The 23,661-nt window shown below is 59.9% G+C and carries 24 protein-coding genes; 14 read left to right on the top strand and 10 right to left on the bottom strand.

Translation table 11 applies throughout. From position 1 onward, the window contains the following. Window positions 1-199: 199 nt before the first annotated feature. The 6 genes from DTW90_RS14290 to hslV form a co-directional block, all read right to left on the bottom strand. Window positions 200-2,368 (bottom strand): malate synthase G, encoded by a 2,169-nt coding sequence (locus tag DTW90_RS14290; protein ID WP_149339102.1) that lies wholly within the window; start codon window positions 2,366-2,368, stop codon window positions 200-202. Window positions 2,369-2,485: 117 nt separating this feature from the next. Beyond that, the gene (locus tag DTW90_RS14285) at window positions 2,486-4,483 is read right to left on the bottom strand and encodes a hydantoinase/oxoprolinase family protein (protein ID WP_149339100.1); all 1,998 of its coding nucleotides are present in this window, start codon (window positions 4,481-4,483) and stop codon (window positions 2,486-2,488) included. 103 nt (window positions 4,484-4,586) lie between these two features. Then, entirely contained in the window at window positions 4,587-5,990 is a 1,404-nt protein-coding gene (locus DTW90_RS14280; RefSeq protein ID WP_149339098.1) for a cytochrome P450, read from the bottom strand. 82 nt (window positions 5,991-6,072) lie between these two features. After that, the gene (locus DTW90_RS14275) at window positions 6,073-7,023 is read right to left on the bottom strand and encodes a DUF1402 family protein (RefSeq protein ID WP_132522573.1); all 951 of its coding nucleotides are present in this window, start codon (window positions 7,021-7,023) and stop codon (window positions 6,073-6,075) included. 168 nt (window positions 7,024-7,191) lie between these two features. After that, the gene (hslU, locus tag DTW90_RS14270) at window positions 7,192-8,502 is read right to left on the bottom strand and encodes an ATP-dependent protease ATPase subunit HslU (RefSeq protein ID WP_149339096.1); all 1,311 of its coding nucleotides are present in this window, start codon (window positions 8,500-8,502) and stop codon (window positions 7,192-7,194) included. A gap of 44 nt (window positions 8,503-8,546) precedes the next feature. Beyond that, window positions 8,547-9,074, bottom strand: coding sequence for an ATP-dependent protease subunit HslV (gene hslV / locus DTW90_RS14265; protein WP_149339094.1), 528 nt, complete (start codon window positions 9,072-9,074; stop codon window positions 8,547-8,549). A gap of 158 nt (window positions 9,075-9,232) precedes the next feature. Here hslV and DTW90_RS14260 point away from each other — a divergent pair, with 158 nt between their 5' ends. From DTW90_RS14260 to coaA, 8 genes are all read left to right on the top strand, one after another. Then, window positions 9,233-9,577, top strand: a complete 345-nt coding sequence (locus DTW90_RS14260) for a DUF2251 domain-containing protein (protein ID WP_188079945.1) — start codon at window positions 9,233-9,235, stop codon at window positions 9,575-9,577. A 101-nt stretch (window positions 9,578-9,678) separates the two neighbouring features. Further along, complete coding sequence (gene hisB / locus DTW90_RS14255) at window positions 9,679-10,287, top strand: imidazoleglycerol-phosphate dehydratase HisB (protein WP_132522567.1); 609 nt, start codon at window positions 9,679-9,681, stop codon at window positions 10,285-10,287. A gap of 19 nt (window positions 10,288-10,306) precedes the next feature. Beyond that, window positions 10,307-10,783 carry a DUF2628 domain-containing protein gene (locus DTW90_RS14250; protein WP_149339090.1) on the top strand — a complete coding sequence of 159 codons (477 nt, stop codon included), beginning with the start codon at window positions 10,307-10,309 and terminating at the stop codon, window positions 10,781-10,783. Between the two features lie 3 nt (window positions 10,784-10,786). Beyond that, window positions 10,787-11,437: an imidazole glycerol phosphate synthase subunit HisH gene (gene hisH, locus DTW90_RS14245; protein WP_149339088.1), complete on the top strand. Its 651-nt coding sequence runs from the start codon at window positions 10,787-10,789 to the stop codon at window positions 11,435-11,437. A 27-nt stretch (window positions 11,438-11,464) separates the two neighbouring features. Then, window positions 11,465-12,214, top strand: coding sequence for a 1-(5-phosphoribosyl)-5-[(5-phosphoribosylamino)methylideneamino]imidazole-4-carboxamide isomerase (gene hisA, locus DTW90_RS14240; RefSeq protein ID WP_149339086.1), 750 nt, complete (start codon window positions 11,465-11,467; stop codon window positions 12,212-12,214). Further along, window positions 12,211-12,987 carry an imidazole glycerol phosphate synthase subunit HisF gene (gene hisF / locus DTW90_RS14235; protein WP_149339085.1) on the top strand — a complete coding sequence of 259 codons (777 nt, stop codon included), beginning with the start codon at window positions 12,211-12,213 and terminating at the stop codon, window positions 12,985-12,987. The genes hisA and hisF overlap by 4 nt, the downstream gene beginning before the upstream one ends. Window positions 12,988-13,002: 15 nt before the next feature. After that, window positions 13,003-13,317, top strand: a complete 315-nt coding sequence (locus tag DTW90_RS14230; protein ID WP_149339083.1) for a phosphoribosyl-ATP diphosphatase — start codon at window positions 13,003-13,005, stop codon at window positions 13,315-13,317. A gap of 5 nt (window positions 13,318-13,322) precedes the next feature. After that, complete coding sequence (gene coaA / locus DTW90_RS14225; RefSeq protein ID WP_132522555.1) at window positions 13,323-14,318, top strand: type I pantothenate kinase; 996 nt, start codon at window positions 13,323-13,325, stop codon at window positions 14,316-14,318. Window positions 14,319-14,348: 30 nt separating this feature from the next. On the opposite strand, the gene DTW90_RS14220 is transcribed toward coaA, so the two are convergent. The 4 genes from DTW90_RS14220 to DTW90_RS14205 all read right to left on the bottom strand — a co-directional run bounded on the left by DTW90_RS14220 (window position 14,349) and on the right by DTW90_RS14205 (window position 17,698). Further along, a complete protein-coding gene (locus tag DTW90_RS14220) occupies window positions 14,349-14,957 on the bottom strand; it encodes an alpha-ketoglutarate-dependent dioxygenase AlkB (RefSeq protein ID WP_149339081.1) in 609 nt (202 codons plus the stop codon). Between the two features lie 51 nt (window positions 14,958-15,008). After that, window positions 15,009-15,458 (bottom strand): peptidoglycan-binding protein LysM, encoded by a 450-nt coding sequence (lysM, locus tag DTW90_RS14215; RefSeq protein WP_132522551.1) that lies wholly within the window; start codon window positions 15,456-15,458, stop codon window positions 15,009-15,011. Between the two features lie 80 nt (window positions 15,459-15,538). Continuing rightward, complete coding sequence (gene arfB / locus DTW90_RS14210) at window positions 15,539-15,973, bottom strand: alternative ribosome rescue aminoacyl-tRNA hydrolase ArfB (RefSeq protein ID WP_149339079.1); 435 nt, start codon at window positions 15,971-15,973, stop codon at window positions 15,539-15,541. Between the two features lie 114 nt (window positions 15,974-16,087). Then, the gene (locus DTW90_RS14205) at window positions 16,088-17,698 is read right to left on the bottom strand and encodes a phosphoenolpyruvate carboxykinase (protein ID WP_149339077.1); all 1,611 of its coding nucleotides are present in this window, start codon (window positions 17,696-17,698) and stop codon (window positions 16,088-16,090) included. 347 nt (window positions 17,699-18,045) lie between these two features. Between DTW90_RS14205 and DTW90_RS14200 the strand changes: the two genes are divergently transcribed. The 6 genes from DTW90_RS14200 (at window position 18,046) to ahcY (ending at window position 23,515) form a co-directional block, all read left to right on the top strand. Beyond that, window positions 18,046-18,783: a response regulator transcription factor gene (locus DTW90_RS14200; RefSeq protein WP_207910534.1), complete on the top strand. Its 738-nt coding sequence runs from the start codon at window positions 18,046-18,048 to the stop codon at window positions 18,781-18,783. Window positions 18,784-18,922: 139 nt separating this feature from the next. Beyond that, a complete protein-coding gene (locus DTW90_RS14195) occupies window positions 18,923-20,653 on the top strand; it encodes a sensor histidine kinase (protein ID WP_245512667.1) in 1,731 nt (576 codons plus the stop codon). After that, on the top strand, window positions 20,650-21,102 hold the full coding sequence (locus DTW90_RS14190; RefSeq protein WP_149339073.1) for an HPr kinase/phosphorylase: 453 nt from the start codon (window positions 20,650-20,652) through the stop codon (window positions 21,100-21,102). Before DTW90_RS14195 ends, DTW90_RS14190 begins: the two co-directional genes overlap by 4 nt. Before the next feature lie 152 nt (window positions 21,103-21,254). Then, window positions 21,255-21,656: a PTS sugar transporter subunit IIA gene (locus DTW90_RS14185; RefSeq protein WP_132522539.1), complete on the top strand. Its 402-nt coding sequence runs from the start codon at window positions 21,255-21,257 to the stop codon at window positions 21,654-21,656. A 19-nt stretch (window positions 21,657-21,675) separates the two neighbouring features. Continuing rightward, entirely contained in the window at window positions 21,676-21,951 is a 276-nt protein-coding gene (locus DTW90_RS14180; RefSeq protein WP_132522537.1) for an HPr family phosphocarrier protein, read from the top strand. A gap of 163 nt (window positions 21,952-22,114) precedes the next feature. Beyond that, window positions 22,115-23,515 (top strand): adenosylhomocysteinase, encoded by a 1,401-nt coding sequence (ahcY, locus tag DTW90_RS14175; protein WP_132522535.1) that lies wholly within the window; start codon window positions 22,115-22,117, stop codon window positions 23,513-23,515. Window positions 23,516-23,661: the final 146 nt, after the last annotated feature.

Here is a 23,661-nt window from a genome sequence, read left to right as displayed (position 1 = left end):
CACCTTCTCCCCGTTCTTGACGGAGAGAAGGGACCCGCGGCGCTATCGTGCCTCGTTTCAAGCGTAGAGATTTGAGCAGTATCAGCGCAACATCCCCTCCTCCCCGCAGGCGGGGAGAAGGTGGCGGCAGCCGGATGAGGGGTCGCACGTCAATATCGAGGTAGGTGGCCCAACCTAAACAACGCTCCGCCTCCCAGCCTCACCCCGCCTGCTTTGCCTTCAGCTCCAGGCGACGGCGATGCAGGACCGGTTCCGTATAGCCGTTCGGCTGCTCCCTGCCCTTGAGCACAAGTTCGAGCGCCGCCTGGAAGGCGATGGAGCCGTCGAAATTGCCGGCCATGTTGATATAATTCGGATCGGAGGCGTTCTGCCCATCGACCACGGCGGCCATGCGCTTCATCGTCTCGATGATCTGAGCTTCGGTGACGACCTTGTGGTGCAGCCAGTTCGCCATGTGCTGGGCGGAAATGCGCAGCGTGGCGCGATCCTCCATCAGGCCAACATTGTTGATATCGGGCACTTTCGAGCAGCCGACGCCCTGGTCGACCCAGCGCACGACATAGCCGAGGATGCCCTGTGCGTTGTTGTCGAGCTCGCGCTGGATTTCCTCAGGCGTCCAGTTCGGGCGGACGGCGACCGGCACCGAGAGAATGTCGGAGAGCTTGGCCCGCGCGCGAGATTTCAGACCCTGTTGGACTTCGGCGACGTTGACGCGGTGATAGTGGGTCGCGTGCAGCGTCGCGGCGGTCGGAGACGGCACCCAGGCCGTGTTGGCGCCTGCCTTGGGGTGGGCGATCTTCTGTTCCAGCATGGCGGCCATCAGATCAGGCATCGCCCACATGCCCTTGCCGATCTGCGCATGGCCCGAGAGGCCGCATTCCAAGCCGATACCGACATTCCAGTTTTCATAGGCTGCTATCCAGGCCGCCTGTTTCATATCGCCCTTGCGAATCATTGGTCCGGCTTCCATCGAGGTGTGCATTTCGTCGCCGGTACGATCCAGGAAGCCGGTATTGATGAAGACGACCCGCTCGCTGGCTGCGCGGATGCATTCCTTGAGGTTGACCGTCGTGCGGCGCTCCTCGTCCATTATGCCCATCTTGATGGTGTTGGGCTTCATGCCGAGGATGTCTTCGACCCGCGAGAAGATCTCGACGGCGAAGGCGACCTCTTCCGGCCCATGCATCTTCGGCTTGACCACATACATGGAGTCGCTGCGGGAATTCTTGCGGCGGCCGTTCGGGCCGATATCGCGCAGGGCGATTAGCGCGGTGATCATGGCGTCCATGATGCCCTCAGGAACTTCATTTCCGTCGCGATCGAGGATAGCCGGGTTGGTCATCAGGTGCCCGACATTGCGGATCAGCATCAGGGAGCGGCAATGCAGCTCGAAGCTCGATCCATTGGGTGCGATGTAGGCGACGTCAGGATTGAGGCTGCGGGTGAAGGTCTTGCCGCCCTTCGAGACCTCTTCGCTGAGATCGCCCTTCATCAGGCCGAGCCAGTTGCGATAGACGACGGTCTTGTCTGCCGCATCGACGGCGGCGATCGAATCCTCGCAGTCCATGATCGTGGTGATCGCCGATTCGAGCCTAACATCGGCGATATTGGCCGGATCACCCTTGCCGATATCCGTGCTGGCATCGACGACGATCTCGACATGGATGCCGTTGTTCTTCAACAGCACGTGCGTCGGCTTTGCAGCATCGCCGAGATAACCGGCAAAATGCGCTGTATCTTTGAGACTAACGGACTTGTTGCCGGCCATCAGCGACAGGGCGCCGTCCTTGACGGCGATACCAGTCACGTCCTTCCAGCTTGCACCGGACAGAGGTGCAGCGGAATCCAGGAAGTCACGTGCCCAGGAGATAACCTTTTCACCGCGCTTCGGATTGTAGCCCCGGCCCTTTTCGGCGCCATCGGTTTCCGGGATCGCGTCGGTACCGTAGAGGGCGTCATAGAGCGAACCCCAGCGGGCATTGGCTGCGTTCAGCGCATAGCGGGCGTTCATGACCGGGACGACGAGCTGCGGGCCGGCAATCGAGGCGATCTCGGGATCGACATTCTCGGTCGTTATCTTGAATTCCGCGCCTTCCGTCAGGAGGTAGCCGATCTCCTTCAGAAAGCCCTGATAGGCTTCCATGTCGGTCGGTGCGCCGTTCTTGCGGTACCAGTCATCGATTTTGAGCTGCAGCTCATCCCGCTTGGCGAGCAGCGCGCGGTTCTTCGGCGCGAGATCGTGGACGATCGCGGAGAAGCCGGCGAAGAAAGTATCGGGATCGATGCTTGAACCCGGCAGCGCCTCGCTGACCAGGAAATCATGCAGCTCGGTGTCGATCGCAAGCCCGTTTTTATCAATGCGACTCATGAACTTTCTCCTCATGCCGACCGGCGGCTCAGATCTCTTATCGTGCCAGTTTGCGGCTGACGGTGCGCCCAGTCAATTTGGCAATAGTTCGAAAGATTTATATCATATGGGAAACAATCAATGGGCGATCCGCGGCCGTCCGCTTGCAGTCGCCGTAAAGCGCGCCTCGATGAGCTTGCGATTGCCCTCGATTTCCGGTGCCCTTATATCCTCGACAACGGAGACGACCGGATCTTCCGCACCATTCCGACGCGCGTGGGCGATGGCTGCGGCTTCAGCCCGCTCCCGGGCGACGGCAAAGCTTCTCTCTTCATCCGTCAGGCGGATGGGCTCGCCCGCGCCGCTCAATATATAGATGCCATCCTCCGGCATGGTGACGAAAACGGAGATCGTGGCGCGCACCTGGCCGACGACGGCGCCGATGGCATTGGCAACATCCGAATCGGCGGGAATGGCGCTATCGCTCGCAAGCAGGTCGGCGATGGCCGGATAGTAGACGGGCGCGGAAGCCCCAAGGCCGACCAACGGCCGATCCAGCGAAACAGCGAACCGGACGATGCCGGGGGACCTGTGGAGCGCCCGGTCGATCGGCGTCGATCTCGCCGGATCGAGATCGATACCGTCTTCCGACAGTACCGCCGACAGGATCACGTCGGCGGATTGACGGGTCAGGCGATCGACGATGCGCTGCGCCAAATCCTCCGCCGATGCCGAGATCGACCGGCCGGAGCCATCGCGGATGCGCAGTGCCAGCGAGAGAAAAAGCCTCGCCGCTTCCGCGTTCCACTGTCCCTGTCGGCCGAGCACGTGCATGGCGTCTGATGGGGTCAGCCCGCAGAGATGGACGAGGCCGCGGGCGACGAGGCGATCGAGCGTCGCCTTCTGCGGCGTCGACGTCAGAAGCTGGTCGAGCGCCACGGGGATCGCGCCGATCTTGTCGAACAGCGCCTGCTCCTGTGGCTGCAGTCCGCTTGCCAGATGATCCGGCACGCCGGTGCGAACCGCAAAGCGACCGTCGTTGCGGCCGAGATGGGGAGCGCGCAACTGCCGTTCGAGAACGGGCAGCACGGCGTCGGGGTGAATATGGGCCGCTAGGCTGAGCGGCAACAAACGCCGTGGGCCGAGTTCGAAGGACGCGGTCAGGCCGCGTTCGTTGATTTTCACCTCGGAATCGCCGCCAAGCCCATAGGTCCGCATGGCGACGGCCTCGACCATGGTGCGATAGCCGCCGATCACGGCACCTTCGGCATCGAGGCGGGGGCGGCCATTGTCCAGCACGGCAACGTCGGTCGTCGTGCCGCCAATATCCGATACGACCGCGTTGTCGAGCCCTGTAAGGTAGCGCGCGCCGACCAGGCTTGCGGCGGGGCCGGAGAGAATCGTCTCGATCGGCCGCAACTTGGCCTCGGCAGCCGAGATCAGGGCGCCGTCACCGCGCACGACCATGACAGGGGCGTCGATGCCACGGGCAATGAGGAAGCCTTCACAGGCGCCGACCAGCCGGTCGATCATCGAGACAAGGCGGGCGTTCAAAAGCGTGGTCAGGGCGCGGCGCGGGCCGCCGAGCTTCGAGGAAAGCTCGTGGCTGCAGGTGACAGGCAGATGCGATATTTCTCGGATCCTGTCGCGCACCCTGATTTCATGAGCCGGATTCCGGACAGCGAAATAGCCGGCGATGGCGAAGGACGAGACTGACTTCGCAAGCTCCGGCAGGGCCGCTTCCAGCGCCGACATGTCGAGCGGCGTTTCACTGCCGTGGACATCGTGGCCGCCCCGCAGAAAGATCACGGGGTCGGAGCCCAGGGCTTCCGCAAGACCGTCGCGTTTCAGATCTTCGGGTCCAAAACCGATCATGACGAGGCCGGCGCGGCCACCCTGCCCTTCGACCAGCGCATTGGTCGCAAGCGTCGTCGACAGCGAGACCAGGCTGATTGCAGAGATGGGAACGTCGGCCTTGGCGATAACAGCATCGACCGCGCCTGATATCCCGATTGCCAGGTCATGGCGGGTTGTCAGCGATTTGGCCTTGGCGATAACGCCGTCGGTTTCGTGGAAGAGGACGGCATCGGTGTAGGTTCCACCCGTATCGATGCCGAGCAGGAAATGCGAAGTCACGCGCTTATCGAGTCCCTGAGGCGGAAAGTCATACCCTTATGACACTCTTGCAAGCCGCGCCGCTAGCCGGGAAACGGCAAAATCGGACCTCTCTACGGAGGAATTATGCGGCAGCGCGCGGCGTGACCAGCATCGGCAGGCCATTTTGCGGCTGCGTCGTCAATTTCTGCACCGGCCAGGGATTGGTATCTGCGGTCACGTCGAATCGAAAGCGATGCATCATGACGGCAAGCGCGATCACCGCCTCCTGCAACGCGAAGGTCGCGCCGATGCAGACGCGCGGACCGGCGCCAAAGGGGAGATATTGGAAGCGATTGATCTTGCCGCGATTCTCCGGAAGGAAGCGCTCCGGCATGAAAGCACGCGGCTTTTCCCAATGGAGCGCGTGGCGATGCAGCGTCCAGGGCATGACGAGAACGGTGATATCGGCCGGGATCTCGACACGCTCTCCCTTGGGGCTCACCCAGACATCGTCGGTGATCGCAGCGCGATTGATCGACGGTGCGGGCGGATAGAGCCGCATCGCTTCCTCGAAGGCTGCGCGGACGTTCGGCATGAGGTCGAGCCATTCTACGGGCTTTGCCCCGGTTGCGAGCACACGGTCGATCTCTTCCTCCATGCCGGCGCGGATATGCGGGGAGTTGGCGACGCAATAGACCGTCCAGGCAAGTGCCCTTGCCGTCGTTTCGTGGCCGGCGCCGATGAAGGTCAGGATATTGTCTTCTATTTCCTCCATCGTCAGGCCGTCAGGGCCGGCTTGTTCCAGAAGAAGCGTCAGGAAATCCTCCGGCGCCGAGGCCCGATCCCTTCTCATCTTGTCGAGGCGCTGGTTCATGGTGTCGCGGACAATGCCGCGGAACTTGTCGAGAACCTTCTGGCCGCCGATGCGTGTCACACGTGGAACCCAGGAAGGCGCGCGCAGCAGATCCATGGGATCGACGCGGCCCATGCGATGCAGCAGTTCATTGACATCGTCGGCGAAGTGACCGCTGGCGCTGACGATCTCGCCCGAGAACAATGTATCGGCAAGGATCGCAAAGGTCAGTTCGGTCATGTCGATGGCAATATCCGAGACCATTCCATCCGGCCCCGATTCCTCATATTTCCGGACGTACTCCTCCGTCTGCTGCAGCATCTGATCGGCAAAGCCCTGGGCGTGTCGCGGCGTGAAAACAGGCGCAACCGCCTTTCGCGACCGCTTCCAGACCTGCCCTTCCGCCGTCAGCAACCCGTCACGCAGGATCGGGCGCAACACAAGCTGTCGGATATCCGACATGCGGTAATTCGAGGCATTATCGACCAGCACATGCTTGATGAGGCCGGGATCGTTAACGATCAGCGTATGCGCCCCAAAGAAGCTGGTCGCGATCCAGGGCAAGGTATAGGAAGGCTCGCCCCAGAGCTCCAGCGGATTGCGCAGGATGGTGCGGACGATCTGCAGCCGCGACGGCGGCTTGTTACGGGGGATCGGCGCAGGCGGTGTGAAGGGCTCGGGACTCATATCCATGAGATCGCCTCTGTCTTCCTGATTTAAGGCAATTCCGGATGCAACGGAATTGCCTGAAGTTATCGTCCGCCCACAGCGAAGATTAGAGCAGCGATTTCAGGTCGTCCAGCTTGTCGTTGATCAGCCAGCCGTAATAGTTTTCCTCGGGCCAGACGGTCTGTCCCGATGCCTTGTTCTTGGCGGCAAGGGCGGCGGCGCGCTGGCGGGTATTGCCGACATTATAAAGCGTCGCCGTTATTCCCGGATTGTCGGAAATATCCATGCCGGCGATCGAACGATAATCGTCGATCGACTTGCGGATCGAGGCGGCAACGAAGGCGAGCGAGAGATCGGGATCCATGATCGCCTTGTAGACGTCGCCGGCCTTCTTTTCGTTGAGTTTCGGTATGCCGGAAACCCTGCTCACCAGATCCGACAGTTCCAGCGCGGTCAGCGGATTGACCTGGCCGAGACCAAAGGTCTGCCCGGCATAAAAAGGTTGGAAGAAGACGGCGCTGAAGCGATTGTTCGGGAAAGACTCCCCGCCGACGGTCTTGCTGCGGAAATCGCTCTCCCAGACATCATCGCGACATGTCCAGAGGCTGTAGGAGTCGGACTTGCCGTTGCAGGCGGCAAATTGCGGCCGCGCCACGAAATCATCGACGCTCTCGCCGTTATAGGCAAAGCGGAAGCTTTCGCCGGCATAGGAGGCTGCCTTCACATAGTAGCTCTGCAGGCCGTCATAGGCATCGACATTGTAGGTGTGCTCGCCGACCAGCGCGCCGATGACATGGATCGGAGCGATGCCGTAGGCGGCGGAGACCGACTTGATCTTCGACATCAGCTGCTTGTCTGTCGCAAGCAGCTCTCGCACCTTCTGATATTTCCGCTCGAAGGTGGAGTTGGTGCCCTTCGTGCGGCGAACCGATGCCCCTGGAATATCCGGCTGCTCGGCATTGCGATTGCCTGGCGGCACGGTCTGGATGGCGTAGGCCGCAGGAATCCAGGACAGGCTGACAATGGCCACGAGAAGGGAAATCAGGATGCGTCGCACGATCGGCTACCCTATCGACAAGTTCATCGGGTGTTTCGAAGCGGCTGCGTGGACCACAATCTTGGCCGAAAGATGCCGCACTCGAGCTTTTCACGCACAAGGAAACGGGCCTTCACTAAAAAGTAAAAGGCCCGTTGTCGAGTCGTTAGAGTGCTTCCGCTTGCCGTACTAGAGGATGTAGCGCGACAGGTCGGTATTGTTGGCGAGATCGCCGACATGCTGGCGGACATAGGCGGCATCGATATTGACCGCCTGGCCGCCGCGATCCGGAGCATCGTAGGAAATCTCGTCCAGCACCCGCTCCATGACCGTCTGCAGACGGCGAGCGCCGATATTCTCGACGGTCGAGTTGAGATGGACGGCGACTTCGGCGAGCGCATCGATCGCGTCTTCGCTGAAGTCGAGCGAGAGACCTTCGGTTTCCATCAGCGCCTTGTACTGGCGGATGAGGCTCGCCTCGGTTTCCGTTAGGATCCGGCGGAAATCCTCCTTGGTCAGCGGCTTCAGCTCGACGCGGATCGGCAGGCGGCCCTGCAGCTCGGGGAGCAGGTCCGACGGCTTGGCGACATGGAAGGCGCCCGAGGCGATGAACAGGATATGATCCGTCTTGACCGGGCCGTACTTCGTCGAAACTGTCGTACCTTCGACGAGCGGCAGCAGATCGCGCTGTACGCCTTCGCGCGATACGCCCGCGCCGACACCGCCGTCGCGGGCAGCGATCTTGTCGATCTCGTCAAGGAAGACGATACCATCGTTTTCGGCAGAGCGGACGGCTTCGCGCTGAATCGCCTCATTGTCGATCAGCTTGTCGGATTCGTCGCGGATCAGCTCCTTGTAGCTATCCTTGACTGTCGTGCGCACCTTCTTGGTACGGCCGCCCATCGCCTTACCGAACATTTCCGACAGGTTCAGGACACCGATATTGGCGCCGGGCATGCCGGGAATTTCGAAACCGCCGGGCATGCCCGAGCCGGTATCGGCAACTTCGATGTCGATTTCCTTGTCGTCGAGCTCACCATTGCGCAGCTTCTTGCGGAAGCTGTCGCGGGTGGCGGGCGATGCGGTGGAACCGACCAGCGCGTCGAGCACGCGCTCTTCGGCGCTGTCATGAGCCTTCGCCTGCACTTCGGCGCGCTTCTTGTCGCGCACGAGGCCGATGCCGACCTCGACCAGATCGCGAACGATCTGCTCGACATCGCGGCCGACATAGCCGACTTCGGTGAACTTGGTGGCTTCCACCTTGATGAATGGCGCACCGGCGAGCTTGGCAAGGCGGCGAGAAATCTCGGTCTTGCCGACACCCGTCGGTCCGATCATCAGGATGTTCTTCGGCATGACTTCGTCGCGCAGATCGGGCTCAAGCTGCTGGCGGCGCCAGCGGTTGCGAAGCGCAATCGCGACGGCGCGCTTAGCCTCATGCTGGCCGATGATGTAACGGTCGAGTTCGGAAACGATCTCGCGGGGTGAGAAAGTAGTCATATTATTGGTTTCCCGTCAGGGCTGGACACATTCAAGATAGGAACTCAGGCTTCGGCGTCGAGCGTTTCGATCAGGATGTTGTGATTGGTATAGACGCAGATGTCGGCGGCGATATCGAGGGCACGGCGGGCAACGTCTTCTGCAGACTTGTCCGAATCCATCAACGCGCGGGCTGCCGCGAAGGCATAATTGCCGCCTGAGCCGATGGCGATTGCGCCATGTTCCGGTTCGAGAACATCGCCATTACCTGTGATTGCGAGCGTGATCGACTTGTCGGCAACCAGCATCATGGCTTCGAGATTGCGCAGATATTTGTCGGTGCGCCAATCCTTGGCGAGTTCGACGGCGGCGCGCATCAGCTGGCCGGGGTACTGCTCGAGCTTCTTTTCGAGGCGGTCGAGCAAAGTGAAAGCATCGGCGGTCGCGCCGGCAAAGCCTGCGATGACATCACCCTTGCCGATCCGGCGAACCTTGCGGGCATTGCCCTTCATAACGGTCTGGCCGAGGCTGACCTGACCATCGCCGGCCATCACTACCTTGCCACCCTTCCTCACAGTAATAATCGTTGTCATAGAACACCTGTTTGCCCCCGTTCTGGCGGGCTTTTTGTCGGGCCGCGCTTCGGCCCCGTCGAGACCTATGTAAGAGGGCTTTTCGCGATTGCAAATGCTTGCGATTTCTGGCGCGCGCATTCTTGCCGGCGAAAACCATCCGGACGGAGAGGATTAAAATGAATGAGATTTTCGAGAGTGCCGTTCGCTCGGCTGGAGATCTCGCCGGCGTATTCGAGTATGATGGCGAAACCGGCTATTTTTACCTTTATGAAGTCGACGCCGACAGCGGCGACAAGATTGCCGACGTCATTTGGATCTTTTCCGGCCAGCCTGATTTCTCGCAATCGGATGTTTCCGTTCGATGGGATTCGTCGCAAAGAACCGTGGGCTTGCTAATTGGTACGGTCCTCTGGGCGGCCTTCGATCCTGGCAGCAAACAGAAATTCGGGGGTGACTACCGATCGGATGGTGCTCCCAACATACCAAATGAAGTCATCTGCCAATTCACTCATCGTCAGTAAGATAGGCGATCCGTCATGATACGTCGCAAGGTTCCGGTGAGAGCTAGATATTTGTCGATGTGCCTGATATGGAACGGCCTTCATTCCGATGGAGCAGCCCCATGGCAGAGACCGCAGCGAGCCGCACGGCCAGCGTTTCCCGCAAGACGAACGAGACATCGGTTTCCGTTTCTGTCCATCTCGACGGCACCGGCAAATCGAAGATTTCGACGGGTGTCGGCTTTTTCGACCATATGCTGGACCAGCTGTCGCGTCATTCGCTGATCGACATGGAGATCGAGACAAAGGGTGACCTTCATGTCGACGATCACCACACGGTCGAAGACACCGGCATTGCGATCGGCCAGGCCATTTCCAAGGCGCTCGGCGACCGGCGCGGCGTCACACGCTACGCTTCGATCGACCTTGCCATGGATGAAACCATGACGAAGGCGGCCATCGACATTTCCGGCCGGCCGTTCCTCGTCTGGAACGTCAATTTCAGCTCGCCGAAAATCGGCACGTTCGACACCGAACTGGTGCGCGAATTCTTCCAGGCACTGGCGCAGAATGCCGGTATCACGCTGCATATCCTCAATCATTATGGCGCCAACAACCATCATATCGCCGAGACGTGTTTCAAGGCCGTTGCCCGCGCACTGCGCACGGCAACAGAGATCGATCCACGGCAGGCAGGCCGCGTGCCCTCGACGAAGGGCACGCTCGCCTGAGTCTATCGGGAGCAATATGATGGCAAGCTATCTGATTTTGACGCCTCCAGAGGCGACCGGCGGAAACCTCGAAAAGACGCGGTTCATCCGCGACAGCTTTTCGTTTCCGGCCTTTCTATTTCCCGTGCTCTGGCTTCTCTTTCATCGGCTGTGGTTTCACGCGATCGTTGCGTTTCTCGTCCAAGCGATCGGGTTCCAGTTGCTCAGCATGCAGGGGTTCGGTCCGGCAGGCGCGGCTATCATCTTTGCGGTGCATTTCCTGACCGCATTCGAAGGTCGGCACCTTGTGTTTTCGAACCTTTCGTCCAGGGGCTGGCGGCCGGAGGGGCTTCTTTCGGCGGCCAATCTCGCGACGGCGGAAGACATTTATTTCTCAGACATGGAGCCCGCTGAAAAGGAGGATATCCCTGCAGTAAAATGGGATATGCCGCCTTCTTCCGGTTCCCAGAGCCGTGGTAACGCTTTCGGGCTTCCCGGCTACGACGGAGGTCGTTGATTTATGCGTGTTGCAATCATCGACTACGGGTCGGGTAACCTCCGTTCCGCCACGAAAGCCTTCGAACGTGCCGCCCGGGAAGCCGGCATCGACGCAACGATCGACCTGACCGACAAGGCTGACCGGGTCGCGACCGCAGACCGGATCGTGCTGCCCGGCGTCGGCGCCTATGCCGATTGCCGCCGCGGCCTCGATGCGGTCGCCGGCATGACGGAAGCGCTGATGGAGGTTGTGGAGCACAAGGCGCGGCCGTTCCTCGGCATCTGCGTCGGGATGCAGCTGATGTCCTCTCGCGGACTTGAGAAGACGATCACCAAGGGGCTTGGCTGGATCAAGGGCGACGTCGTTGAAATGGCGCCCGGCGATCCCAATTTGAAGGTTCCGCAGATCGGCTGGAATACGCTCGATCTTGCCCATCCGCATCCGCTCTTCGACGGCATTCCAACCGGGACGGACGGTCTGCATGCTTACTTCGTGCATTCCTACCATCTCGCTGCCGAAAAGCCCGGCGATGTCATCGCGACGACGAACTACGGCGGCCCCATGACCGCTTTCGTCGGTCGCGACAACATGGCCGGCTCGCAGTTCCATCCCGAAAAGAGCCAGAGACTCGGCCTGGCGCTGATTGCCAATTTCCTGCGCTGGAAGCCTTGAGCTCGCGCGTGCCTTAAGGACAGACCAATGATCCTATTTCCCGCCATCGATCTCAAGGATGGGCAGTGCGTGCGGCTGAAGCTTGGAGACATGGAGCAGGCCACCGTCTACAACCCAGATCCCGGCGCCCAGGCGAAAGCATTCGAGGAACAGGGCTTCGAATGGCTGCATGTGGTCGATCTCAACGGCGCTTTTGCCGGCGAGACGGTCAATGGCGCGGCTGTCGACGCCATCCTGAAATCGACGAAAAACCCGGTCCAGCTCGGTGGCGGCATTCGCACGCTCGCCCATATCGAGAGCTGGTTGTCCCGCGGCCTGACGCGCGTCATCCTTGGTACGGTTGCCGTTCGTGATCCGATGCTCGTCATGGAGGCTTGCAGGCTCTTTCCCGATGGCGTCGCGGTCGGCATAGATGCCAAGGGCGGCAAGGTTGCCGTCGAGGGCTGGGCGGAAGCTTCCGAGCTTGGCGTGATCGAGCTTGCGAAAAAGTTCGAAGGTGTGGGCGTTGCCGCGATCATCTATACCGACATCGACCGCGACGGCATCCTGACCGGCATCAACTGGGATTCGACGCTGGAACTGGCGGAAGCCGTTTCGATCCCCGTCATCGCGTCGGGCGGCCTTGCTTCGATCAACGATATTCACCGGATGCTTGAGCCGGATGCGCGCAAGCTCGAAGGTGCTATTTCCGGCCGCGCGCTATACGATGGCCGTATCGACCCTGCGGAAGCTTTGGCGCTGATCAAGGCCGCCCGCGCAAAGGAGGCTGCGCAATGACCCTGAAGGCTCGCGTCATTCCCTGCCTTGACGTCAAGGACGGCCGTGTCGTCAAGGGCGTGAACTTCCTCAATCTCATAGATGCCGGCGACCCGGTCGAGGCGGCCAAGGCCTATGATGCGGCCGGCGCCGACGAGCTTTGCTTCCTCGACATCACTGCCTCCTCGGACAATCGCGATACGATCTTCGACGTGGTGGCCCGCACTGCCGAGCAATGCTTCATGCCTGTGACCGTCGGCGGCGGCGTCCGCACCGTGGCCGATATCCGCAAGCTGCTGCTCAGCGGCGCCGACAAGGTGTCGATCAATTCGGCCGCGGTCAACAATCCCGATTTCGTCAAAGAGGCCGCCGACAAATTCGGCAACCAGTGCATCGTCGTTTCGATCGATGCCAAGAAGGTTTCGGGGGCCGGCGAAGGTGATCGTTGGGAGATCTTCACCCATGGCGGCCGGCAGCCCACGGGCATCGATGCGGTCGAGTTCGCGCATAAGATGGTCGAGCGCGGCGCCGGCGAGCTGCTGGTCACCTCCATGGACCGCGATGGCACCAAGATCGGCTACGATCTGGAGCTGACGCGGACGATCGCCGATTCGGTTCGCGTACCCGTCATCGCGTCGGGCGGCGTCGGCTCATTGGACGATCTGGTCGCCGGGGTGAAGGAAGGACATGCAACGGCGGTGCTTGCCGCCTCCATCTTCCATTTCGGCACCTATTCCGTAGGCGAAGCAAAGCACTATATGTCTGAGCGCGGCATCGCGATGCGGCTTGATTGACAGCTAAGGAAGGCTATGAGCGGATTTACCCTCTCCGATCTGGAACAGATCGTCGATAAGCGTTCAAAGGCCTCTCCGGAGGAATCCTGGACCGCCAAACTTTATGCCGCCGGCCAACCGAAGGCTGCCAAGAAACTGGGAGAGGAAGCGGTCGAGGCCGTCATGGCGGCGGTCACCAACGACCGCGAAAACCTGACCTACGAGGCTGCGGACCTTCTTTATCACCTGATGGTCGTATTGAAGATTGCTGATATTCCGTTACAGAATGTCATGAGCGAGCTTGAGCGGCGCACCACCCAATCCGGCCTCGAAGAAAAGGCCAAGCGATAGAGCTCATGAGTATAGCAACTCAGATTTCCGCGGCACCAGAACCGCTCGATCACTTCCAGGCGAATGCCTATTCGCCCTATCATTTCTTTTCTTCCGAAGAGTGGTCGCATTTTCGCGCGGATACACCGCTGACGTTGACCGCCGACGAAGTGAAACGGCTGCGCTCGATGGGCGACCCGATCGATCTCGACGAGGTCAGGCGCATCTATCTTTCGCTGTCGCGCCTGCTCTCCTCGCATGTGGAATCATCGCAGATCCTGTTTGAACAGCGCAACCGATTCCTGAGCCTGTCTGACGTTACCAAGACGCCCTTCGTTATCGGCATCGCCGGCTCGGTCGCGGTCGGCAAATCAACCACGGCGCGCGTCCTGAAAGAGCTTTTGGGCCGCTGGCCGTCGAGCCCGAAGGTCGACCTCATCACCACGGACGGGTTTCTGCATCCGAATGCGGTGCTGCAGCAGCGCAATCTCATGCAGCGCAAGGGCTTTCCGGAAAGCTACGATACGGCAGCGCTGCTGCGCTTCCTCTCGGCGATCAAGGCCGGACAGCAGAATGTCAAGGCGCCCTGCTATTCACATCTGGTCTATGACGTGCTGCCGGACGAATACAGGGTCGTCGACCGGCCCGACATCCTGATCTTCGAGGGCATCAACGTGCTCCAGTCGAGGCATCTGCCCGCCGACGGCAAGATCATCCCGATGGTCTCTGATTTCTTCGATTTCTCGATCTATATCGATGCGGAAGAGAGCCTGATCCGCAACTGGTACGTCAACCGTTTCATGAAGCTCCGGGAAACGGCGTTCCGCGACCCGAATTCCTTCTTCCACCGCTATGCCTCGATCACGGAAGACGAAGCACTGAGAACCGCCGAAGGACTCTGGAAGAACATCAACCTCAAGAACCTTCGCCAGAATATTCTGCCGACACGGCCAAGGGCCGATCTCATCCTGCAGAAGGGAAAGAATCACTTGATTGAGCAGGTGGCGTTGCGGAAGCTCTAGCAATCGGCGCCTTCCGACGGGGGAAAGACGTCAGGTTACACGTCTCAAAGTCAGATTGATCCGTCCGCCGTTTTTGAGCAGCGTCGACGTTGCCGGATAGATGCGATCGACCCCATGAAAGCAAAGCCTGCCCTCGCCCCCCAGCACCACGATATCGCCGCTTGAAAGCTTGAAGGATAGCGTGCGATCCGACCGGTTGTTGCCGCCGACGCGGAAGAGGCAGGTGTTGCCGAGCGAGATGGACAGAACCGGAGCCTCGAGGTCCTTCTCGTCCTTGTCCTGGTGGAGACCCATGCGGGCGTCGTCAGCGTAGAAATTGACGAGGCAGGCTTCCGGCGGTTTTTCATAGCCGGCTATGTCGGTCCATAGCTGGAGGAGGTCGGCCGGTATCGCCGGCCATCGCTTTCCTGTCACAGGATGGGTCGGCTGGTAGCGATAGCCGCGTTCCTTATCCGTCACCCAGCCGAGAGGACCGCAATTGGTCATGCGCACGGACATCGGCTTGCCGGTTCCGGGCATAACAGGAACAAACAGCGGCGCCTCGGCCACGACGGTGCGGATCGTCTCGACCAGCGCCTCTTGCCTGACGCGGTCGAGATAGTCCGGAATATATCTTGCGCCATTCGGCAGGGTGGACATTGCTGATATCCCGGTCGATGAACCTCGAGAACCGCAATATCACCCGGCCGCCTAGCCTTCCAGAGGCGGAATGCGCAGAACCTGGCCGGGATAGATCTTGTCTGGATGGGTCAGCATCGGCTTGTTGGCTTCGAAGATGATGTTATTCTTGGCGCCCTGCCCCTTGCCATATTCGGCCTCGGCGATCTTCCAGAGATTGTCGCCCTTCTTGACGGTATAGAGGACGGGATCCTTGGCCGGCGCTGCCGCAACCTTCAACTCGCCCGCCTCGACCTTCGAGATTCCGAGCGTGTTTCCAACCGCGATCACGGCCTTCTCGAACGCCGCCTGGTCCTTGACCTCACCCTGCAGCACGATCTTGTCGCCGGCCACTTGGACGTTGACGCCATCCGTGCCGAGCCCATGCGAATCGAGCTCCTTCTTGACCGACGCCGCGTCCGGCTCGCCGCCACCGATGCCGAGCTTCTTTCCGGCTTCCTTGATGAAATTGAACAACCCCACGACGCTCTCCCTTGATCTGTTTCGACAAGGGTAAAGGAGTGCGCGGGCGCGGAAAGACAAGATGCTAAATTAAAATTCGCTTAATCACCGCCAGGCTTGCCGCGCATCTTCTTGACTTCGGACCGGCCTGATTTTTCCTTCAGCCTGCGCTCTATCGAGCCCCTGGTGGGCTTGGTCTTGCGGCGTGGCGAAGGCGGAGGCGCGGCCGCCTCCAGAATAAGTTCCTTCAGACGCTCGCGGGCGTCCTCGCGGTTGCGATCCTGGCTGCGGAAACGGCTTGCCTCGATCATCAATACGCCGTCCTTCGAGACCCGCCGGCCCGCCAGGCGGATTGCATTTGCCTTGACGCGATCATTGAGCGACGGCGAATTGGCGATGTCGAAGAACAGCTGAACCGCCGTCGACACCTTATTGACGTTCTGACCGCCGGGACCGCCCGCCAGAACGAATTGTTCGCTCAGCTCCCAGCCGGCAATGGTGATCCTGTCATTGATGTAAAGCGTATCGCTGGCCATGTTTTTCTCCGCGTCCGTCTATCCCACATTGGCGGGCGCTTGAAAACATTCCTGCAGGCAAAGAAAAACCCGGCGATCGCTCGCCGGGTTTCACGTGAGTCAAGGTGAGCACAATTACTCGGCAGCTGCCCGCACGCCGGGCGCTGCATCACGGACGTTACCGTCCACATGATCTTCGAACTTGGCAAAGTTGGTGATGAACATCTGCACGAGCCTGCTCGCCTGTGCGTCGTAGGCCACGCCGTCAGCCCAGGTCGAACGCGGATCGAGGATACCGCTTTCAACGCCAGTCACCGCGACCGGAACCGCAAAGCCGAAATTCGGATCGACGCGGAATTCGACGTCATCTAGATCGCCCTTCAGCGCAGCCGACAGCAGCGCGCGCGTCGCCTTGATCGGCATGCGATGACCCGTTCCGTAGGCACCACCGGTCCAGCCCGTGTTGACCAACCAGCATTGAACGCCGTGGCGGCCGATCAGCTCCTTGAGTAGATTGCCGTATTCGGCCGGATGACGCGGCATGAAGGGTGCGCCGAAGCAGGTCGAGAAGGTTGCTTCCGGCTCGGTCACGCCCTTTTCGGTGCCGGCGACCTTGGCGGTGTAACCGGACAGGAAGTGGTACATGGCCTGCTCCGGGGTCAGCCGGGCGATCGGCGGCATGACGCCGAAGGCATCGGCGGTCAGCATGATGATCGTCCGAGGATGGCCGGTCATGCCGGTTTCCGACGCGTTCGGGATGAAATCCAGCGGATAGGCGCTGCGGGTGTTTTCCGTTAGCGAACCGTCGTCGAGATCAGGCATGCCGTGTTCATCGAGCACGACATTCTCCAGCACGGTGCCGAAACGCCGCGTGGTTGCGTAGATCTCCGGCTCGGCCTCGGCCGACAGGCGGATGGTCTTGGCGTAACAGCCGCCCTCGAAGTTGAAGATGCCGTTTTCGCCCCAGCCATGCTCGTCGTCGCCGATCAGCGTACGGGTCGGGTCGGCAGAGAGCGTTGTCTTGCCCGTGCCCGAAAGGCCGAAGAAGATCGCGGCGTCACCGTCGGGACCGACATTGGCCGAGCAGTGCATCGGCATGACGGTCTTTTCCGGCAGGAGGTAGTTCAGGACAGTGAAGACCGATTTCTTCATCTCGCCGGCATAGGAGGTGCCGGCGATCAGGACGATGCCTTCGGCGAAATTGCAGGCAATGACCGTCTCCGAGCGGCAGCCGTAGCGCTCCGGATCGGCACGGAAGCTCGGCAAATCGATGATCGTCAGCTTCGGTACGAAGGCTTCGAGCGCCGAGCGTTCCGGGCGGATCAGCAGGTTGCGGATGAACAGCGAGTGCCAGGCGAACTCGGTGATCACGCGTGTTGGCAGCGTGTAGTCCACGTCGGCGCCGCCGACCAGATCCTGCACGAAGAGGTCTTTTCCGGCGGCATGGGCGAGCATGTCCTTGTGCAGCAGAGCAAAATGCTCCGGCGACATGGGCTTGTTGTTGTCCCACCAGATCTGGTCTTCTGTCGTGGCATCGCGGACGACAAACTTATCTTTCGGAGAACGTCCGGTATGCTGACCGGTGATGGCGCGCAGGGCGCCATGGGCCGTCAGATCGGCTTCACCGCGGCGAATCGCTTCTTCATAGAGGCGGGCTGCAGCGAGGTTATAACGCACACTTGCGGCGTTTCCTAACCCGATCGTCTCCAGCTCCGTCGCCGGATTGCGTACTCCGAACTGCTGCATGGCTTGGTCCTCTCTGCAGATCACTGCCGTTGAAACTGCCCAAAGAGTAGAGAGCTTTTTTAAAAGCGCAAGATCACAAATTCGAAAAAATCCAGTGATATCAATTATTTAATCGATTTAAATTTCTGCAGATTATTTTAAATCGTTTGAAGGTCTTGATTCTTATCGAACAAAATTTCACGCAATTTTAAAGCTGCTTCAGCCGATCGCATCGGCTTGCCCTTTATCTTTGCCACAATTTGTTCCACCTTTATCCCGATAAGCGCGCCTGGTTCCGGCTACCCGAGCCGGGAACCGGACTGGACCTCAAATCCGGAGATGCGCTCTTGATGACGGAGACGAACACCATGCTGACAATCGCGCTCGTAGATGACGACCGCAATATTCTCACTTCCGTTTCGATTGCTCTGGAAGCTGAAGGATACAAGGTCGAGACCTATACGGACGGTGCTTCCGCGCTCGACGGTCTTCTGGCTCGCCCGCCGCAGCTGGCTATTTTCGACATCAAGATGCCCCGCATGGACGGCATGGAATTGCTGCGCCGCCTGCGGCAGAAATCCGACATGCCGGTGATTTTCCTGACCTCCAAGGATGAGGAGATCGATGAGCTCTTCGGCCTGAAGATGGGGGCCGACGATTTCATCACCAAGCCTTTCTCCCAGCGCCTGCTGGTCGAGCGCGTCAAGGCGGTCCTGAGACGTGCCTCGGCCCGAGAAGCCGTGGCTACGACTGGAGGAACAGCGGGTGTGGCTGCCAAGCCCGGCGCCGTGCAGCAGGCCCGTTCGCTGGAACGCGGCCAGCTCGTCATGGACCAGGAGCGTCATACCTGCACCTGGAAAGGCGAGCCGGTCACGTTGACTGTGACGGAATTTTTGATTCTCCACTCGCTCGCCCAGCGTCCCGGCGTCGTGAAAAGTCGCGATGCGCTGATGGATGCGGCCTATGATGAGCAAGTTTATGTGGATGACCGCACGATTGACAGCCACATCAAGCGTCTTCGCAAGAAATTCAAGATGGTTGATCTCGATTTTGATATGATCGAAACGCTCTACGGAGTCGGATACCGCTTCCGCGAAGCAGCGTAACGCCATCCACAAGGCAAAGGGCATCGAATGAAGAATGTGGGCAGGATTGCCGGTTCCTGCTCTTTGAAAGGGCGGCGGCTTGGCACAACTCGTGCAGCATAGAGATCTAGACGATACGGATAGCTCAGGTGGCGTTCGCATCGCGCGCAGGCGTTGGACCCATCCTTTTACGCTTATCCGACGGATTTTCGGCAACGCCGTTTTTTCGAGCCTGACCCGGCGTATCCTGTTCTTCAATCTGACCGCATTGGTCGTCCTTGTCGGCGGTATCCTTTATCTCAATCAGTTTCGCGAGGGCCTGATCGACGCCCGTGTCGAGAGCCTGCTCACGCAAGGCGAGATCATCGCCGGTGCCGTCTCCGCTTCGGCCTCAGTCGATACCAATTCCATCACGATCGACCCGCAGAAGCTGCTCGAGCTTCAAGCCGGGCAGAGCATTACGCCTGTTCCCAACGATGAGGACCTGGAGTTCCCGATCGATCCGGAAAAGGTCGCGCCAGTTCTGCGGCGGCTGATCTCGCCAACGCATACGCGCGCCCGCATCTTCGACGCCGATGCCAATCTCCTGCTGGATTCGCGCCATCTCTATTCCCGCGGACAGGTGTTGCGCTTCGATCTGCCGCCGGTCGAGGATGAGACCCAAAGCTGGTCGGACTGGTTCAGCGGCCTGCTGAACAAGATGCTACAGCCCGGCAATCTTCCCGTTTACAAGGAAGCGCCAGGCGGCGACGGCTCGATCTATCCTGAGGTGATGAACGCGCTGACAGGCGTCCGGGGCGCGGTTGTGCGCACGACCGAAAAGGGCGAGTTGATCGTTTCCGTCGCAGTGCCGATTCAGCGTTTCCGCGCCGTGCTCGGTGTCCTCCTTCTGTCGACCCAGGCCGGCGATATCGACAAGATCGTCCATGCCGAGCGCCTCGCGATCATGCGCGTCTTCGGTGTCGCCACGCTCGTCAACGTCGTGCTGTCGCTGCTTCTTTCCTCCACCATCGCCAACCCGCTGAGACGCCTGTCGGCGGCGGCCATTCGTGTACGCCGGGGATCCAAGGAGCGCGAGGAGATCCCGGACTTTTCCGCCCGCCAGGACGAAATCGGCAATCTTTCCATCGCCTTGCGCGAGATGACAACGGCGCTTTACGACCGCATCGACGCGATTGAAAGCTTTGCCGCCGATGTCAGCCACGAGCTGAAGAATCCGCTGACGTCGCTCAGAAGCGCCGTGGAAACATTGCCGCTCGCCCGCAACGAGGATTCCAAGAAACGGCTGATGGACGTCATCCAGCACGATGTCCGGCGTCTCGACCGCCTGATCAGCGATATTTCTGACGCCTCCCGTCTCGACGCCGAACTTGCGCGCAGCGATGCCGGACCGGTGGACATGGAAATCCTGCTGCGCGACCTCGTCGACCTTTCGAGACAGGTTCGCCACACCAAGAAGCCGGTCGAGATCGAATATGTCGTCGATCGCAAGCCTGGAGCGAAAACCCGCTTCGTGACCAACGGGCACGATCTTCGCATCGGCCAGATCATCACCAACCTCATCGAGAACGCGAGATCCTTCGTACCTGCGGAGGGCGGCAAGATCATCGTCCGGCTAGTGCGGACGCGCACCCGCTGCGTCATCTATGTCGAGGACAACGGCCCTGGCATCCAGGCCGAGGATATCGACCGCATCTTCGAACGCTTTTATACAGACCGGCCCGAATCGGAAGGTTTCGGGCAGAATTCCGGCCTGGGGCTCTCCATCAGCAGGCAGATTGCCGAGGCTCATGGTGGATCGCTGAGGGCCGAAAACATTACCGACGGCGAGGACGCCCATCCAATCGGCGCTCGCTTCATCCTCTCACTACCGGCTGAAGCGCACGCATGATGGACGACGTTACCAACATACACGGAACGGCGATCGTCGTCGCCACGACCGGCCTTCTCTTCCTCGGACCATCGGGGGTGGGCAAGTCCTCGATTGCTTTTTCATGCCTTGCGGCCGCAAAGCCCCTCGGCCTCTTCTCCGCGCTTGTTGCCGACGACCGCGTATTGGTATCGCTGCGCAACGGCCACGTCATTGCGGAATGCCCGCCGGCGATCGCCGGCCTGATGGAGGTGCGGGGAACGGGGATTCTGCGCATTCCCTATATTTCGCCGGTTCTCATCCATTTTGCGGTGCTGCCGGGCGATCCCAACACAGCCGAACGGCTGCCTGACGAAAACGAGCAGATCGAAGTGGCGGAGGGTATTTCGCTGCCGGTGATCCGCATCTCCTCGACGGCCATCAATCCGCTTGCCATAATTATGGCGAAAATCCCGATCAGGTTGAATTGATACGTGACCGAGCCGCAGCGACAATCCGATTTCGATATTTTAGGCTTGCACTTCGTCTTTTCATCGCCAAGATGTCCCCCCACGGTGGACGAGATTGCTGCATTGCGATATGGGGCCACCCGGATTGCTTATGCGATGGGAGCATTAACATCATGATCGGACTTGTGCTTGTCACTCATGGCAAGCTGGCTGAAGAGTTTCGCCATGCAGTCGAGCATGTCGTTGGTCCGCAGAAATTCATAGAAACTGTATCGATCGGTCCCGAAGACGATATGGATCAGAGACGCCAGGACATATTGCAGGCCGTCTCTGCGGCCGACGACGGCCATGGCGTCATCATTCTAACTGACATGTTCGGGGGTACACCCTCCAATCTGGCGATTTCAGTCATGAGCAGCGGCCACACCGAAGTGATTGCCGGCGTCAACTTACCGATGCTGATCAAGCTTGCCGGTGTGCGTGGCGAGAACAACATGGAAAAGGCCTTGGTCGAGGCTTCGGAAGCGGGACGTAAATATATCAACGTGGCGAGCCGTGTGCTCAGCGGCAAATAACGAGGCATCCGCTCCATCCATGACATCGCACTCCCGCGAACTCCTGATCATCAACAAGCGAGGCCTGCACGCGCGCGCCTCGGCGAAATTCGTCCAGACAGTCGAGGCCTTTGACGCTGCGATCACCGTTTCCAGGGACGGGACGACGGTCGGAGGCAATTCGATCATGGGGCTGATGATGCTCGCCGCAAGCCCAGGCTGCAGCGTTCTCGTCACGGCAAGCGGAAACCAGGCTGCCGAGGCTCTCGAAGCTTTGGATCAGCTTGTCCAGAACAAGTTCGGCGAAGAGATCTAGCTGCCGCCAACCATATAAAGACATAAAGACTTCTTTATATCCTTATTGCTTTCCCGCTCCAAGACTGCTAAACGGGCATCATTCCGCGCATTGCGTGCGCAATCTTGCATTCCGTCGCCCGATCGCCGGCGGTCCGGATGCTTCGTCCAGGCTGGAGACCTTCATGAGCACTGAAAAGGACTACCTCGTCGCCGATATCGGGCTTGCGGAGTTTGGCCGCAAGGAACTCTCGATCGCCGAAACCGAAATGCCGGGCCTGATGGCTTGCCGCGCCGAATTCGGCGAGAAGAAGCCGCTCAAGGGCGCCCGCATCACCGGTTCGCTCCACATGACGATCCAGACGGGCGTTCTCATCGAGACGCTGATCGCACTCGGCGCCGAAGTTCGCTGGGCATCCTGCAACATCTTCTCGACGCAGGACCATGCCGCTGCAGCGATCGCCGCTGCCGGTATCCCGGTCTTCGCCGTCAAGGGCGAGTCGCTCACTGAATATTGGGAATATACCGACAAGATCTTCCAGTGGGCCGATGGCGGCCTGTCGAACATGATCCTCGACGACGGCGGCGACGCCACCATGTACATCCTGCTCGGCGCTCGCGCCGAAGCCGGTGAAGACGTGCTGTCGAGCCCGCATTCCGAAGAAGAGGAAATCCTCTTTGCACAGATCAAGAAGCGCCTGAAGGCATCGCCGGGCTGGTTCACCAAGCAGCGCGACGCGATCAAGGGCGTTACCGAAGAAACGACAACAGGCGTTCACCGACTGTATGAACTCTCCAAGAAGGGCCTGCTGCCCTTTCCGGCGATCAACGTCAACGACTCGGTCACCAAATCGAAGTTCGACAACAAGTACGGCTGCAAGGAATCGCTGGTCGACGGTATCCGTCGCGGCACCGACGTGATGATGGCCGGCAAGGTCGCCGTCGTCTGCGGCTACGGCGACGTTGGCAAGGGTTCGGCAGCATCGCTCGCCGGCGCCGGCGCCCGCGTCAAGGTCACGGAAGCCGACCCGATCTGCGCGCTGCAGGCTGCCATGGACGGCTTTGAAGTCGTGCTGCTTGAAGACGTCGTCTCCTCGGCCGACATCTTCATCACCACGACCGGCAACAAGGACGTCATCCGCATCGACCACATGCGCGCGATGAAGGACATGGCGATCGTTGGCAATATCGGCCACTTCGACAACGAAATCGAAGTTGCAGCACTTCGTAACCTGAAGTGGACGAACATCAAGCCGCAGGTCGACATGATCGAGTTCCCGAAGGGCAACCGCATCATCCTGCTCTCGGAAGGCCGCCTGCTGAACCTCGGCAACGCCACGGGTCACCCGTCCTTCGTCATGTCTGCCTCGTTCACCAACCAGACGCTGGCGCAGATCGAGCTCTTCACCAAGCCCGGCGAATACAAGAATGAAGTCTACATTCTGCCGAAGCATCTCGACGAGAAGGTCGCTCGCCTGCATCTCGCAAAGCTTGGCGTAAAGCTTACGGAACTCTCCGCCGAGCAGGCCGCCTATATCGGCGTCAGCCCGCAGGGTCCTTTCAAGGCCGACCACTACAGGTACTAAGTCTAGACTCAATATCCACAAGATGTTGTGGCCGCGGCATTGACAAATGCCGCGGCTTATTTTTTGAGCTCCGCCCTTTCCGCAGATTCCCTTAAACGGTATTCTTCTGGGACTTGATTCGTAGCTGGCAACACTTTGGTGACGCT

Source organism: Neorhizobium sp. P12A (assembly GCF_008365395.1).
Lineage (GTDB): Bacteria > Pseudomonadota > Alphaproteobacteria > Rhizobiales > Rhizobiaceae > Rhizobium.
This window is presented reverse-complemented; position numbering and strand designations above follow the sequence as displayed.

Coding starts and splice junctions, on each gene's coding strand:
- DTW90_RS14260 (WP_188079945.1), top strand. CDS start 9,233: ATGAATGAGATTTTCGAGAGTGCCGTTCGCTCGGCTGGAGATCTCGCC.
- DTW90_RS14200 (WP_207910534.1), top strand. CDS start 18,046: ATGCTGACAATCGCGCTCGTAGATGACGACCGCAATATTCTCACTTCC.
- DTW90_RS14290 (WP_149339102.1), bottom strand. CDS start 2,368: ATGAGTCGCATTGATAAAAACGGGCTTGCGATCGACACCGAGCTGCAT.
- arfB (WP_149339079.1), bottom strand. CDS start 15,973: ATGGCCAGCGATACGCTTTACATCAATGACAGGATCACCATTGCCGGC.
- DTW90_RS14220 (WP_149339081.1), bottom strand. CDS start 14,957: ATGTCCACCCTGCCGAATGGCGCAAGATATATTCCGGACTATCTCGAC.
- hisB (WP_132522567.1), top strand. CDS start 9,679: ATGGCAGAGACCGCAGCGAGCCGCACGGCCAGCGTTTCCCGCAAGACG.
- hslV (WP_149339094.1), bottom strand. CDS start 9,074: ATGACAACGATTATTACTGTGAGGAAGGGTGGCAAGGTAGTGATGGCC.
- hisA (WP_149339086.1), top strand. CDS start 11,465: ATGATCCTATTTCCCGCCATCGATCTCAAGGATGGGCAGTGCGTGCGG.
- coaA (WP_132522555.1), top strand. CDS start 13,323: ATGAGTATAGCAACTCAGATTTCCGCGGCACCAGAACCGCTCGATCAC.
- DTW90_RS14190 (WP_149339073.1), top strand. CDS start 20,650: ATGATGGACGACGTTACCAACATACACGGAACGGCGATCGTCGTCGCC.
- DTW90_RS14250 (WP_149339090.1), top strand. CDS start 10,307: ATGGCAAGCTATCTGATTTTGACGCCTCCAGAGGCGACCGGCGGAAAC.
- hslU (WP_149339096.1), bottom strand. CDS start 8,502: ATGACTACTTTCTCACCCCGCGAGATCGTTTCCGAACTCGACCGTTAC.
- DTW90_RS14230 (WP_149339083.1), top strand. CDS start 13,003: ATGAGCGGATTTACCCTCTCCGATCTGGAACAGATCGTCGATAAGCGT.
- hisH (WP_149339088.1), top strand. CDS start 10,787: ATGCGTGTTGCAATCATCGACTACGGGTCGGGTAACCTCCGTTCCGCC.
- DTW90_RS14180 (WP_132522537.1), top strand. CDS start 21,676: ATGACATCGCACTCCCGCGAACTCCTGATCATCAACAAGCGAGGCCTG.
- DTW90_RS14280 (WP_149339098.1), bottom strand. CDS start 5,990: ATGGATATGAGTCCCGAGCCCTTCACACCGCCTGCGCCGATCCCCCGT.
- ahcY (WP_132522535.1), top strand. CDS start 22,115: ATGAGCACTGAAAAGGACTACCTCGTCGCCGATATCGGGCTTGCGGAG.
- hisF (WP_149339085.1), top strand. CDS start 12,211: ATGACCCTGAAGGCTCGCGTCATTCCCTGCCTTGACGTCAAGGACGGC.
- DTW90_RS14185 (WP_132522539.1), top strand. CDS start 21,255: ATGATCGGACTTGTGCTTGTCACTCATGGCAAGCTGGCTGAAGAGTTT.
- DTW90_RS14205 (WP_149339077.1), bottom strand. CDS start 17,698: ATGCAGCAGTTCGGAGTACGCAATCCGGCGACGGAGCTGGAGACGATC.